Annotated in this window: 16 protein-coding genes; 12 read left to right on the forward strand and 4 right to left on the reverse strand. The window is 59.0% G+C overall.

Features of this window, described 5'->3' with window-relative positions; all coding sequences use genetic code 11:
- Positions 1-41 precede the first annotated feature (41 nt).
- The 7 genes from FHT86_RS05365 to FHT86_RS05395 all read left to right on the forward strand — a co-directional run bounded on the left by FHT86_RS05365 (position 42) and on the right by FHT86_RS05395 (position 6,495).
- Positions 42-326: an acyl carrier protein gene (locus FHT86_RS05365; protein ID WP_003495848.1), complete on the forward strand. Its 285-nt coding sequence runs from the start codon at positions 42-44 to the stop codon at positions 324-326.
- A gap of 122 nt (positions 327-448) precedes the next feature.
- On the forward strand, positions 449-922 hold the full coding sequence (locus FHT86_RS05370) for a 3-hydroxyacyl-ACP dehydratase FabZ family protein (protein ID WP_133705846.1): 474 nt from the start codon (positions 449-451) through the stop codon (positions 920-922).
- 43 nt (positions 923-965) lie between these two features.
- Positions 966-2,171 (forward strand): beta-ketoacyl-ACP synthase, encoded by a 1,206-nt coding sequence (locus FHT86_RS05375; RefSeq protein WP_133705847.1) that lies wholly within the window; start codon positions 966-968, stop codon positions 2,169-2,171.
- A gap of 12 nt (positions 2,172-2,183) precedes the next feature.
- Positions 2,184-3,470, forward strand: a complete 1,287-nt coding sequence (locus FHT86_RS05380; RefSeq protein ID WP_133705848.1) for a beta-ketoacyl-ACP synthase — start codon at positions 2,184-2,186, stop codon at positions 3,468-3,470.
- A 54-nt stretch (positions 3,471-3,524) separates the two neighbouring features.
- Positions 3,525-4,553: a zinc-binding dehydrogenase gene (locus tag FHT86_RS05385; RefSeq protein WP_133705849.1), complete on the forward strand. Its 1,029-nt coding sequence runs from the start codon at positions 3,525-3,527 to the stop codon at positions 4,551-4,553.
- 5 nt (positions 4,554-4,558) lie between these two features.
- A complete protein-coding gene (locus tag FHT86_RS05390; protein ID WP_133705850.1) occupies positions 4,559-5,506 on the forward strand; it encodes a lipid A biosynthesis lauroyl acyltransferase in 948 nt (315 codons plus the stop codon).
- Positions 5,507-5,760: 254 nt separating this feature from the next.
- Positions 5,761-6,495: a PAS domain-containing protein gene (locus FHT86_RS05395; protein ID WP_133705851.1), complete on the forward strand. Its 735-nt coding sequence runs from the start codon at positions 5,761-5,763 to the stop codon at positions 6,493-6,495.
- 9 nt (positions 6,496-6,504) lie between these two features.
- On the opposite strand, the gene FHT86_RS05400 is transcribed toward FHT86_RS05395, so the two are convergent.
- From FHT86_RS05400 to FHT86_RS05410, 3 genes are all read right to left on the reverse strand, one after another.
- Positions 6,505-6,696, reverse strand: a complete 192-nt coding sequence (locus tag FHT86_RS05400) for a hypothetical protein (RefSeq protein WP_133705852.1) — start codon at positions 6,694-6,696, stop codon at positions 6,505-6,507.
- Positions 6,693-7,898 carry a zinc metallochaperone GTPase ZigA gene (gene zigA / locus FHT86_RS05405; protein WP_133705853.1) on the reverse strand — a complete coding sequence of 402 codons (1,206 nt, stop codon included), beginning with the start codon at positions 7,896-7,898 and terminating at the stop codon, positions 6,693-6,695. The genes FHT86_RS05400 and zigA overlap by 4 nt, the downstream gene beginning before the upstream one ends.
- Positions 7,899-7,990: 92 nt before the next feature.
- The gene (locus tag FHT86_RS05410; protein ID WP_133705854.1) at positions 7,991-8,953 is read right to left on the reverse strand and encodes a metal ABC transporter solute-binding protein, Zn/Mn family; all 963 of its coding nucleotides are present in this window, start codon (positions 8,951-8,953) and stop codon (positions 7,991-7,993) included.
- 100 nt (positions 8,954-9,053) lie between these two features.
- Here FHT86_RS05410 and FHT86_RS05415 point away from each other — a divergent pair, with 100 nt between their 5' ends.
- The 5 genes from FHT86_RS05415 to FHT86_RS05435 all read left to right on the forward strand — a co-directional run bounded on the left by FHT86_RS05415 (position 9,054) and on the right by FHT86_RS05435 (position 12,804).
- Positions 9,054-9,932, forward strand: a complete 879-nt coding sequence (locus tag FHT86_RS05415; protein ID WP_133705855.1) for a metal ABC transporter ATP-binding protein — start codon at positions 9,054-9,056, stop codon at positions 9,930-9,932.
- Positions 9,925-10,752: a zinc ABC transporter permease subunit ZnuB gene (gene znuB / locus FHT86_RS05420; RefSeq protein WP_133707082.1), complete on the forward strand. Its 828-nt coding sequence runs from the start codon at positions 9,925-9,927 to the stop codon at positions 10,750-10,752. The genes FHT86_RS05415 and znuB overlap by 8 nt, the downstream gene beginning before the upstream one ends.
- Complete coding sequence (locus FHT86_RS05425; RefSeq protein ID WP_133705856.1) at positions 10,749-11,147, forward strand: Fur family transcriptional regulator; 399 nt, start codon at positions 10,749-10,751, stop codon at positions 11,145-11,147. The genes znuB and FHT86_RS05425 overlap by 4 nt, the downstream gene beginning before the upstream one ends.
- Positions 11,148-11,327: 180 nt before the next feature.
- Complete coding sequence (locus FHT86_RS05430) at positions 11,328-11,963, forward strand: DUF2272 domain-containing protein (protein WP_133705857.1); 636 nt, start codon at positions 11,328-11,330, stop codon at positions 11,961-11,963.
- A gap of 31 nt (positions 11,964-11,994) precedes the next feature.
- Positions 11,995-12,804 (forward strand): peptidoglycan-binding domain 1 protein, encoded by an 810-nt coding sequence (locus FHT86_RS05435; protein WP_133705858.1) that lies wholly within the window; start codon positions 11,995-11,997, stop codon positions 12,802-12,804.
- A 70-nt stretch (positions 12,805-12,874) separates the two neighbouring features.
- Here the strand turns inward: FHT86_RS05435 and FHT86_RS05440 are convergent, their stop codons facing one another.
- Complete coding sequence (locus FHT86_RS05440; protein ID WP_133705859.1) at positions 12,875-13,405, reverse strand: gamma carbonic anhydrase family protein; 531 nt, start codon at positions 13,403-13,405, stop codon at positions 12,875-12,877.

Below are 13,405 nucleotides of genomic sequence, written 5' to 3' on the forward strand. Positions count from 1 at the left end.
GATTTCCCTATGAGGAGGGTTGAATTATCATTTCAAGAGGTATGGGCGTGACTGCTACATTCGACAAAGTTGCCGACATCATCGCTGAGACAAGCGAAATCGACCGTGAAACGATCACCCCAGAGAGCCACACGATCGACGACCTCGGCATCGATAGCCTCGATTTCCTGGACATCGTCTTTGCCATCGACAAGGAATTCGGCATCAAGATTCCGCTGGAACAATGGACGCAGGAAGTCAACGAGGGCAAGGTTTCGACCGAGGAATACTTCGTCCTCAAGAATCTCTGCGCCAAGATCGACGAACTGCGCGCCGCCAAGGGCTGAGCAACGTCTTTGCTTTTTTTGACGCCCAGCCGCTCCTGAATATGGCGGCCGGGCGGTTTCATTCTTAACTATCGTATCCTGCCCGGGCCATAACGTGTCACCGGGTCGGATCGGAGGCGTTGATGCTGCTGGAATATTTCCAGATGATTGACCGGGTCGAATCGGTCGATCTGTCCAAGGGCCTTTTGAAGGCGCATTCGGTTGTCCCGGCGAAGAGCCCTGTTTTCGAAGGCCATTTTCCCGGCATGCCGCTTGTTCCCGGCGTCCTCCTGATCGAAACCATGGCACAGGCGTCGGGCATGCTCGTGCTCGCGGCGACGAAATTTGCCTATATGCCGTTCCTGATGTCAGTCGACGGCGCCAAGATGCGCACCTTCGTCGAGCCGGAAGCCGAACTCGACATCGTTGCGGAACTGGAGCATGACGGTTCGGGCTTTGCGGTGACCAAGGCGCGGATCACCATAGCCGGCAAGAAGATCTGCGATGCGCAGTTGAAGCTGCGCACCATGCCGTTTAATGAGGTGCCGCTCGCCGATATCGTGCGCAAGCGGGCAGGCGAGGTTGGGCTTCTCGATGCCATCGCCGCCAATGGCTGAGGTTTCCGGCTTGCATGGCGCCGCATTCTAAGAGGATTGATGAATGAGCAAGGCTCAGAATGATGTGGTGATCACGGGTATCGGTATCGTTACCTGTCAGGGCGTCGGCAAGGATGCGCATGTCGCCGTGCTGACATCGGACAAGGTGCCGCCGACCATCGTCGAAACCGAGAAATTCAAGCCCTATCCCGTGCATCCGTTGCCGGAGATCGACTGGTCGCAGCAGATCCCGAAGCGCGGCGATCAACGGCAGATGGAAAACTGGCAGCGTATTGGCGTCTTCACTGCTGGCCTGGCGCTGGATGATGCAGGATTCAAGGACGATCTCGAGGCTTGCGGCAGCATGGACATGATCGTTGCGGCCGGTGGTGGCGAGCGCGATCTCAATGTCGATACGCTGATTGTCGACGAGGGCCTGAAGCGCAACGACCGCGAGCTGCTTCTGAACGAGAAGCTGACGACCGAGCTCCGTCCAACGCTGTTCCTGGCACAGCTTTCCAATCTGCTCGCCGGCAATATTTCCATCGTTCACAAAGTCACTGGTTCGTCGCGGACCTTCATGGGCGAGGAGGCTTCGGGCATCTCCGCCGTCGAAACCGCTTTCCATCGTATCAAGTCGGGCGAATCGAGCCATGCATTGGTGGGCGGCGCGTTTTCGGCTGAGCGTCTGGACATGATCCTGTTGATCGAGTCGGTCAATGCACATGCCCTCGGCGATTGGCATCCCATCTGGTCGCGCAAGTCGGAAGACGGCGGCGGCATGATCATGGGATCACTGAGCGCCTTCCTCGTGCTGGAATCGCGTGCCCATGCGGAAGGCCGGGGGGCGCTCATCTATGCGACCATCGATGCAGTCGAGGGCGATCGCGGTCGCCGTGACGACGGCAAGTTCGAGGCGCGGCTGGAGCGCATGCTTACGCCCGCCAAGCAGGGCCAGGAAGAGTCGACCGTTGTCTTTTCAGGCACCACAGCGATCCCCGATCTTGCCAAGCGCGAAAAAGCCGTGCTCGAAGCACAGCTTCCGGCCGCCGCTATTCGCGCCTATTCCGGCATTTCTGGTCATGGGCTGGAGAGCCAGTTTCCGCTCGGAATCGCTTTCGCAGCGCTTGCCGTCGCCAACAAGGCCAAGGTGCCGCCCTTCGATACGACGCACGAAAAGCCGATGGCAGCCGGCGCGCGTAAGGCTGTCGTGACTACCATTGGTCATGCGCGCGGAGAAGGCGTCGCTGTACTTTCAGCCGAAGCGTGAGGAGTTAAGATCATGACCGCATCCGCCTATAAGGATCATCTTGGCCGCCCGATCGTCGCCGTTACCGGCATGGGCATCATCACCTCGCTCGGCCAGGGATTGCAGGATAATTGGAACGCGCTTTCTTCAGGTACGTCTGGCATCCACGGCATCACCCGCTTCCCGACCGACGGGCTTTCGACGCGCATTGCCGGCACGGTGGATTTCATCGACATCCCGGTGCCGAACGCCGTCGAGCGCTCCTATGCCTTCGCCCGCGAGACCACGATCGAGGCGTTGGCCCAAGCCGGCATTTCCGGCGATTTCAATGCGCCGCTTTTCCTTGCCGCACCACCGATCGAACCGGAATGGAGCGCGCGCTTCGATCTGGCCGACCGTTCGCCGCCGGCGGATCATCCCGGCGATGTTTATGAGCGCTTCCTTGCCGCAATGCGTGAGCGCCCCGATCCGGCATTCCACGAGGCAGCCCTGTTCGGTGCCATTTCCGAGCGTCTTGCCGACCGTTTCGGCACGCGCGGCCTGCCTGTAACCCTATCCACCGCCTGTGCATCGGGCGTTACCGCGATCCAGCTCGGCATCGAGGCAATCCGGCAGGGCCGCACGACGCGAGCGCTGACGGTCGCGACTGATGGCTCGCTCAGTGCCGAAGCGCTGATCCGCTTTTCGCTGCTTTCGGCGCTGTCGACGCAAAACGACCCGCCGACCAAGGCATCCAAGCCGTTCAGCAAGGATCGCGACGGCTTTGTCATCGCAGAAGGTGCCGCAACGCTGGTGTTGGAATCACTGGAATCAGCACTGGCCCGCGGTGCGAAGATCCTCGGCATCATGAAGGGTGCCGGCGACAAGGCCGATTCCTTCCACCGTACGCGCTCGTCGCCGGACGGCGGCCCCGCGATCGCAACGATCCGGGCTGCTCTTACCGATGCGGGAATGGCGGAGACCGATATCGGTTATATCAACGCGCACGGCACCTCGACGCCGGAAAACGACAAGATGGAATACGGTTCGATGTCCGCCGTCTTTGGTGAACGGTTGCCGACTATCCCCGTATCGTCCAACAAGTCGATGATCGGCCACACGCTTACGGCAGCCGGCGCGGTCGAAGCCGTGTTCTCGCTGCAGACGATGCTCACTGGTACGCTGCCGCCGACCATCAACTACAACAATCCCGATCCGTCGATCATTCTCGACGTCGTGCCGAACAAGAAGCGCGAAAAGCAGGTAGGCGCCATCCTTTCGAACTCCTTCGGGTTCGGCGGACAGAACGCCAGCCTTGTCATGGCGCTCGAACCGGCTTAATCGGGCCTTCGAAGAAAAAGACATTACTGCGCCCGAGGGGCGGGGGATTTTGCCATGCGCGCTTTGCAATTGATCGACGACCGCAAACTTGAGATCACCGATCTACCAGAGCCCGAGGCTCCTGGTGCGGGTGAGGTGACCCTGCGCGTCAAAGCGGTCGCGCTCAATCATATCGATGTCTGGGGTTGGCGCGGGATGGCGTTCGCCAAGCGCAAGATGCCGCTCGTCATCGGTGCGGAAGCCGCCGGCGTCGTCGAAGCGATCGGACCGGGGGTCGCCAATGTGCTGCCGGGCCAGCTCGTGTCGATCTATGGTGCGCGCACCTGCGGGCTCTGCCGCCATTGCCGTGAAGGCCGCGACAACCTCTGCGAACATGTCGGCGGCGTACATGGTTTCCATCTCGATGGTTTCGCACAGGAGAAGGTCAATCTGCCGGCACGCCTGCTGGTCCCGGCTCCTCCCGGTGTCGATGCGATCGGTGCGGCACTGGCGCCGGTCACCTTCGGCACTGTCGAGCATATGCTGTTCGATAACGCCAAGCTGGAGCCGGGTGAAACTATTCTCGTCCATGCCGGCGGTTCCGGCATCGGCACGGCTGCAATCCAGCTTGCCAAGAAGATCGGCTGCACCGTCATTACGACGGTCGGCTCCGACGACAAGATCGAGAAGGCCAAGGCGCTCGGCGCCGATCACGTCATAAACTATCGCACCGACCGCTTCGAAGGCGTCGTGCGCAAACTGACCAAGAAGAAGGGCGTCGACGTCGTCTTCGAACATGTCGGGAAAGATACGTGGGCCGGTTCGATGCTGTGCATGAAGCGCGGCGGACGTCTCGTTACCTGCGGCTCGACCTCGGGCGTCTCCACCGAGATGAACCTGATGATGTTGTTCCAGCAGCAGTTGAAGCTGCTCGGCTCCTTCGGCTGTCGGATGGAAAACATGGCGAATGCCATGCAAAAGATGGCGCGCGGACTGGTGCATCCGGTGATCGACACCGAAGTGAGCTTTGGCGATATCGACCGGGCGCTGGAGCGGATGGAATCGCGCCAGATTTTCGGCAAGATCATTCTCAAGATGGATTAACCGGCGTGAAGCTCGTCCTTACCCGGATCGTGCTTGCCGTCAGGCATTTCCGTCAATGGCTGATCGCCCAGATCATCTTCGGCTTTCTGAATTTCCTGAAGCTGTTTCCGGCAGACGGCGGCATCAACTTCGCTGATTGGCTGACCCGCAAGATCGGGCCGCGCATGCGCCGGCACAAGCTGATGATGACCAATCTGCGCAACGCTTTTCCTGAGAAGAGCGAGGCAGAAATCGGCCAGATTGCGCTGGCGAGTTGGGGCAATATGGGGCGACTGGCGGCGGAATATGTCTTCCTTGACCGGCTGTTCGATTTCGATCCATTCAGCGAGGAGCCGGGCCGTATCGAGGTATCCGGCATTCCGATCTTTCTCGATCTCAGGGAAAATCCGCGGCCGTTTATCGTCTTTACCGGGCATACCGGCAATTTCGAGCTGCTGCCGGTCGCGGGAGCGTCCTTCGGACTGAAGGTCACCGTGCTTTTTCGCCCCCCGAACAATCCCTACGTGGCACAGAAGGTTTTCGATTTTCGCGCCAAGCGCATGGGTAACCTCGTGCCCTCGCATGCGGGATCGTCTTTCACCCTGGCGCGGCAATTGGAGGCCGGCGGCGGCGTCGGCGTGCTGGTCGACCAGAAATTTCGCAAGGGGTTGAAGACGCTGTTCTTCGGTCGCGACGTCAAGACCAATCCGCTGCTGCCGAAACTGGTCCGTCAGTTCGATTGCGAGGTTTACCCAGCTCGCTGCATCCGGTTGCCCGGCAATCGCTATCGGCTGGAGATCGAACCGAGACTGGAGATGCCCCGCGACGAGCGCGGCAATCTCAATTTGCCCGCGACGGCGCAGTTGCTGAACGACAAGGTAGAAAGCTGGGTGAGGGAGTATCCTGAGCAGTGGCTGTGGTATCACGACCGCTGGAATATCAAAAAGTCTGTTTTTAAGAAATTACTTAAATAAAACCATTCGTAGCAGAATGAACCAATGTAAGGCCGATGAGGTCCCATATTTGACCTTGGGTAAGTCTTGCCTTTCGAAAAATTCGCCTTCCCCGAGAACTTCAATTCACCAGGATTGAATGTGAGGGTAAGTCATGTTATTTCAATCGCAAGAAAGTTTGGCGAGATAGCGGACGCCAGGCTGAAGATTCTTGGTCATGGTCGTGTCGGGATGAGGCCCGATGCTGAACTATGGGCAAGGACAGGAGGGCAACTTTGCTGGCACTCTTTCATGCCTTCTCCATGAAATGCACCCAGATTCAACGGGCGATCAAACTGGGTGATGATGAACTTGTAGGTTCACTTGATCGCGAATTGGAGCCGCTCGTCACAGCGATCCTAGCCTATAAAGCCACCAGTCTTCTCGAAATGTACATGCAGTTGCAATTTATGAGCAATCTCATCCGCGAGGAATCGGATGACCGCTCACGGGTGGTGCGCAATTCTGCGTCTTTGTCTTCGTTGATCGATCGCTATTTCGGCGGCGCCAGCGAGGCTGCGGCCGAAGTGCTGATGGCGTTTTCCACAGAGAAAAACGAGCACGTCGGCGAGGTTGCGGGTTTCGACGAAGACAACGTTTTGAACGATGTCATTCTCGACAGCCTGCCGGACCGTGTCGCCGTCATCACTCGCGATTATCGCTATCTCTACAGCAATGCGGCCAACTCCGAATTCCTGGAGTCGAAACCGATCGAGCTGGTCGGCCGGCACCTCTCAGAGTTCATCGGTCCCGAACGGTTTGAAAACAGCGTCAAGATCAAGCTCGACGCGTGCTTTGCTGGCGAGACGGTTGATTGCCTCTATCCGGCCTATCGCCCGGCAGAGGCAAACAAGACCTTGCATTGCCGGATGACGCCGCTGCGTGCGACCAAGTCGAGAGGCGAAGTGATCGGCGCTCTGTTGGTCGTGCATGAAGTCGGCGTTGTTCCGGCGAACATGCTGGTGGCTTGACCGGTCCATTCAGGCTCCGAACAATAGACGTTCGATCACGCCCGCAAATGTGCGGGCGCTTATGTAGTTGTCCTCTTCCTCTTCGTCATCGAAAGCCGAGGAACCGACCTTCGAGTCTCTTGCTACGAATTCGTTTTCGCTCCCATCCACCTCGCATTCGAAGCAAAGGCAGCGGAAGTCTATGGCGTGGGGTTCGCTCATGCGGCCGACCTGTTCCAGCTCGCAAAGGGGTCTGGCAGATTTCTCCAGCGCTCGGGCGTGAATTCGTTGGCCTCGATCAGGCAGGCGTCCAACTCGGCAGTTATCTTTTGCTGATCCATGGGATCGGCGCCGATGAAAACCAGTTCCTGGCGGCGATCTCCCCAGATTGGATCGAGGTAGGGGCCAATCGCCCGCTTGAAGGCGGGATCGCGTGGCCATTGCTCTTGCGGTACAGAGGCCCACCAGAGGCCCATCTTGCCGGTGCGAACCAGCGCGCCAGCCTGGCTCATCTCGCCGACATAGTGCGGCCGAGTGGCGAGCCAGAAGAAGCCTTTGGCGCGCACGACGCCCGGCCATGAGCGATTGAGGAATGCTTGAAATTTTGTGGGGTCCAAGGGTCTCTTCGCGCGATAGACGAAGGAGCGTATGCCGTATTCCTCCGTTTCGGGAATGTGATCCCTGAAGCCATGCAGCTCCTTGTACCAGAGCGGATGCGTCTCGGCGCGGTCGATATCGAAGCGGCCTGTACCAAGAACGTCGGACAGTTGCACAACGCTGAAATCGGTCTCGATAAGCTGTGCATCCGGATTGAGGCCGACGATGATCTTGCGCGCAGCATCGCGCTGGTCTGCAGTCGCCGTGCCGACCTTGTTGAGGACGACGACATCGGCGAACTCGATCTGTTCGACGAGGAGATCCACCAGGGTCCTGTTGTCGCCGTCGCCGGCGGTCTCGCCACGATCGGCGAGGAAATCGGTCGAACCATAGTCGGCAAGCAGGTTGGCGGCATCGACCACCGTCACCATCGTATCGAGTTTGGCAACGTCCGACAGGCTTGCGCCGTTGTCGTCGCGGAATTCGAAGGTGGTGGCGACCGGTAGGGGCTCGGATATGCCGCTGGATTCGATCAGCAGATAGTCGAAGCGATCCTGCTCGGCGAGCTGGCGCACCTCTTTCAGGAGATCGTCACGCAGCGTGCAGCAGATGCAGCCATTGGTCATTTCAACCAATTGCTCCTCCGTACGCGAGAGATCGGCGCCGCCGTCGCGCACCAGCGCGGCATCGATGTTGACCTCGCTCATGTCGTTGACGATGACCGCCACGCGCAGGCCTTGTCGGTTGTTGAGGATATGGTTGAGCAGCGTCGTCTTGCCGGCGCCGAGAAAACCGGAGAGGACGGTGACCGGGAGTTTCCTGTTCATGGCAACCTCATTTGTAATGTAATATCATTACGTTTCCAATTGTGAAAAAAGCGAGCAAATGGCCCGCTGCTTTCGTCGATATATTGTCTCTCTCAGGAGAGGCAGGTCTTCAGGGAATTGGCGATGTTGCGCATCAGGTCGAAATAGAGATCCGGCCCTTGCGGCAGTGTCGCCGCTTCCGGATCGAGCACCCCGGATTTTGCGGATGTGCCCTCGATGACGACATTGACCAATTTCGGCTCAAATTGCGGCTCGGCAAAGACGCAGGTGGCGCCGAGATCGGCGACCTTGCCGTGGATTTCCGCCACCCGTTCCGCGCCGGGGATGCTTTCCGGGCTTACCGTGATTGAGCCTGCGACATGCACCCCGTAGCGGCGCTCGAAGTACTGATAGGCATCGTGGAAGACGATGAAGGGCTTATTCTTTACGGGCGCGACGGTCGAAGCGATTTCCGTATCGAGCGCGTCCAACTTGTCGTCCAGCGCTTTCTGGTTCGCTTCATAGGTCAGGGCGTTGGCGGGATCGGCTGCGACCAATGTGGTGGTGATTTCAGCCGTCATCGCCTTGGCATTGTGCGGATCGAGCCAAAGATGCGTGTCGAACTGTCCATGACCGTCGTCGTGATCTTGCGAATCGCCCGCGTCGGCCGCCGGTTCGTCGCCATCGTCATCCGCTTCGAATGCGCCGCCCTGACGGAATTTCAGCTTGGCGATGCCCGGCGCCTTATCGAGTTCAACGACGAGCGCGTTCGAGCCGAGGGCCGAGAGGGGCTTTTCCAGGAAAGCCTCCATGCCGGGACCGACCCAGAAGACCACCTTTGCGCCTTCCAGTGCCCGCGCATTCGATGGTTTCAGCGCGTAGGTGTGTGGTGAGGCGGCACCATCGACGATCAAGTCCGGTGTGCCGACGCCTTGCATGATTGCGGCGACGAGGGAGTGAACGGGCTTGATCGATACCACGACTTCCGGCGGATCGCTTGCGAGTGCGGGGGCGGCGAATAGCCCGGAAAACAAAAGCGATGCGGCAAGGGGGAAGATGGCCTTTGGCAGGATCATGCGATATTGCCCTTGAATGGGTTCTGTTATGTTATTACATCAATTGCGTTATGCTATAACGTGTGCGATAGCAAGGCGCAACAGCGCAAATGGAAATTTCATGCTTTCTTCCGTGGACAACAAGAGCCGACCACTAGTGTCGCTCCATGACGTCGGCGTCCGCCGCGGCGGACGTTGGTTGGTGCGCGGCGTCGATTTTTCAGTGAGCCGCGGCGAGATCGTCACCCTGATCGGCCCGAACGGTTCCGGCAAGTCGACGAGCGCTAAGACTGCGATCGGCGTGTTGAAGCCGGATGAGGGCAGCGTCGAGCGCATCGCCGGTCTCAAAGTCGGTTATGTCCCGCAGAAGCTCGCTATCGACTGGACCCTGCCGCTGAGCGTCCATCGTTTGATGACCTTGACCGGGCCGTTGCCCGAACCGGAGCTGAAAGCGGCTTTGGAGGCGGTGGGTATCGCCCATCTCGCCAAGGCGGAAGTGCAGCATCTCTCCGGCGGCGAGTTTCAACGGGCGTTGTTGGCGCGCGCCATTGCCCGCAAACCGGACCTGCTGGTGCTGGACGAACCGGTGCAGGGCGTCGACTTCAATGGCGAGATCGCGCTCTACGATCTCATCAAATCGATCCGCAATTCAGAAGGCTGCGGCATTCTGCTGATCTCGCATGATCTGCACGTCGTCATGGCCGCGACTGACACCGTTGTTTGTCTCAATGGCCATGTCTGCTGCCGTGGCACGCCACAAGCGGTCACTCAGAGCCCGGAATATGTCAGGCTGTTCGGCACGCGGGCGGCGCAATTGCTGGCGATCTACAGCCATCATCACGACCATACGCACCTGCCCGACGGCCGCGTGCAGCATGCTGACGGCTCGATCACCGATAACTGCCGCGCGGATGACGGCCATCACGGCCATGACCATCACGATCATGACCATGCTCACCATGATCATGATCAGCATGCCGCAGGAGAACGCCATGTTTGACGATTTCTTCCTGCGCGCCGTCGTTGCGGGCGTCGGGCTGGCGCTGACCACCGGGCCGCTCGGCTGCTTCATCATCTGGCGGCGCATGGCCTATTTCGGCGACACGATCTCGCATTCGGCGCTGCTCGGTGTGGCGCTGTCGCTGCTCTTCCAGCTCAATCTGACGCTCTCCGTCTTCGCGGTCGCAGCGGCTGTGTCGATCCTGCTCCTGTTCCTTCAGCGCCGGCAGGCACTGTCGGCGGATGCTTTGCTCGGCATTCTGTCGCATGCGACGCTAGCGATCGGCCTCGTCATCGTCGCTTTCATGAGCTGGGTAAGGATCGATCTCATCGCTTTCCTGTTCGGCGATATCCTTGCGGTCAGCCGCTCGGATATCGCGCTGATCTGGGGCGGTGGCATTCTGGTATTGGCGGCGATTGCCTGGCTTTGGCGGCCCTTGCTCGCGTCCACCGTCAATCCGGAGCTGGCCGAAGCAGAGGGCCTGCAGCCGGAGCGAGCGAAGCTGTTCTTCATGCTGCTGATGGCAGTCGTCATTGCCATCGCCATGAAGATCGTCGGCATCCTGCTGATCACCGCGCTGCTGATCATTCCTGCCGCGACCGCTCGCCGCTTTGCCGCGACGCCTGAGATGATGGCGGTTTTCGCCTCATTGATCGGTGCTATTGCCGTCGTCGGCGGGCTGTTCGGCTCATTGCGTTACGACACGCCCTCCGGCCCGTCGATTGTTGTCGCGGCGCTCATTCTGTTTATCATCAGTCTGCTGCCCCTTGCCCGCAGGGCTGGCGCGCCGACGGCGCAACAGGGAGGACAGGAATCATGACCACTCCGATACTCACCAAGAACCAGACGCTTGTTTTCGATGTCCTGACCAAGGCGGAGGCGCCGCTAAGCGCCTATACCATCCTCGACAAGCTGCGAGACCATGGTTTTCGCGCGCCGCTGCAGGTCTATCGGGCGCTGGACAAGTTGCTGGAATATGGTGTCGTCCATCGCCTCGAGAGCATCAACTCCTTCGTCGCCTGCGCCCATCCGGATGAGAATTGCCATAGCCACGGCCTCGTCGCCTTCGCTATCTGCGAGAGTTGCGGCCAGGTAATCGAATTCCACGATCATGAAGTGGATCACCGGCTGATGGACTGGCTGAAATCGCAGAAGTTCAAGGCGGAGAAGTCGACCATCGAAATCCGAGGGCACTGCGCAAGCTGCGCCGCCTGATGGATGCTTCCAGCCCTCGCGATATCCGGCGTCGACGTCGTAGGTCAACGTCTGGTTTTGGTGTCCAAGTTTAGGAAGATGTGGTTTCTAGTTTTAAATTACTATTTGCTAATATATTGACTCCCCTCAGAATTGTGCCATCTAATTTCGGTTACCGGAGGTTATTGTTGGGGGGTAACAATGACACAGTTCACGAACGATCTGGTAGCGGCCTGTAATGCGGAATATGCCCGCTGGGACAATGGAGCGGGAAAAGAAACCTGGGGAAGGCCGCAGCATAGCAAGGATTATTATCTCTTTGTGAAAGACTACTGGAAGAGCGTTGGCAACAACCAGCTCGATGGCAGGACCGTCTCCGATGGCGTAAGACCGGCTTGGTCTTCAGCCTTTGTTTCCTTCTGCGTGAAGACTGGCGGGGCGGGGACAAAATTTCTCTACACCCAGGCGCATTGCCACTATGTCAAGAAAGCAATGGACCAGGCGAGCGGTGCCATCAACAATTTCGGCTACAAGGCGCGAAAGAGCGATGCCTATAAACCGAAGGTCGGCGATATCATCGTCGGGGGGCGCGAATATGCCCTTACCTATAATTACGAAAAAGCGGCGATGATCTATGAGGCAGATAGTTTCTATCCCTCGCACGGCGACATCGTCATTGGGCTGACTGCGACGCACGCGCTGACCATGGGCGGCAACATCAAAGACAATGTCGACCAGAAACGCCTCAAGCTGACTGATACCGGTTACTTGAGAAATCGGGTGACCAGCTCGGGCAGAGAGATTCCGTGGGTCGCCATTCTCGAATGCCTAATGTGATTTTAGTCCGAGCCGATCTGGGGGGACGGACATGCCCAACGCACCACAAGACTGGACCGCGTCAGCCGTAGCGATCACGCCCGGATTCGAAACCTCGGGCGACCCTTTCAAGGGCGTCTCCGGCGATTTCGACGGGATGGGGATTTCCTGTGGCGCCTTGCAATGGAATATCGGCCTTGGCTCGCTCCAGCCGCTCGTAAGGGCGGCGGGCAAACCTGTCGTGTTGGCGGCGATGCCGACATTCGGGGCAGAGATGTGGCAGGCATGTTCGGGTTCGATCAGGGATGGGCTTGCCATCGTTCGCGGCTGGCAAAACGGGACGACTTTGAAAGCCCTGGCGAAATCGGAATTGCGTACGCTGATGGGGACGCCCGAAATGCGCACGCAACAGCAGATCCGCATCGATGCAGTTGCCGACACAGCCTATCGGTGGGCGGATAGGTGGGCAAACACGCGAAATGGCACACAGGCATCCAAGCGCTTGTTTTGCTGGTTTTTCGATGTGGCAACGCAGAACGGTGATCTCGAGGGACTGACGCCGCAGGCCGTGAAGGATTTCATCGCGCTGAACCGGCCCGACAAGGTGGACGACCTTATCTGCGACTTCCTGGCGAGCCGAACGGGCACTAGCGGTCACGTCACGGATGCCAACAAGAATGGGGCTTTATGGAGAAACCCGGCCGGGGCGGAAAGGCTGGAAGTTCTTTGCATGAGCTATCTGCGATCGAAGACGTCAAATCCGAGGTGGCGGCATGTCGTGCTGAACCGCAAGGGCGCGATCGCATTCGGCAAAGGCTGGGTGAACTCGTCGCTCTACGACTTCTCATCGCATGGATTGTAATGTCATCGGCGCGGCGACACGACCGGCGCTACCGTCCTCCAGGGCTTGGGCGATCGATGCAGGAAATCTCTCAATCCAGCCGTTTCAAATCTCGCGCAAAGCGCTGCCAATTGGCGACATAGTTGCGGGCTGAGCGGCGCAGGCCTTCGATGGCAGCCTCGTCCAGAACGCGGATCGCCTTGGCCGGTGCGCCGACGATCAACGAGCCATCCGGAAATTCCTTGCCTTCGGTAACCAGTGCATTGGCACCGACGAGGCAATTGTTTCCGATCTTCGCGCCGTTCAGGACGGTAGCGCCCATGCCGATCAGCGAATTGTCGCCGATGGTGCAGCCGTGGATGATCGCATGGTGGCCGATGGTGCAGCCCTCACCGATCGTGGCCGGGAAACCGGGATCGGTGTGCACTAGCACCCCTTCCTGGATGTTCGTAGCTTTGCCGACGACAACAGGCTCGTTGTCGCCGCGCAGGACCGCGCCGAACCAGATGCCGACATCTTCGCCGAGTTCCACTTTGCCGATCACACTTGCGTCCGGCGCGATCCAATAGCGGCCGGGATCAGGCGTCCTCGGCACCAGACCGGAAAGGGCATAGAGCGGCAT

Source organism: Rhizobium sp. BK313 (assembly GCF_014193655.1).
GTDB lineage: Bacteria > Pseudomonadota > Alphaproteobacteria > Rhizobiales > Rhizobiaceae > Rhizobium.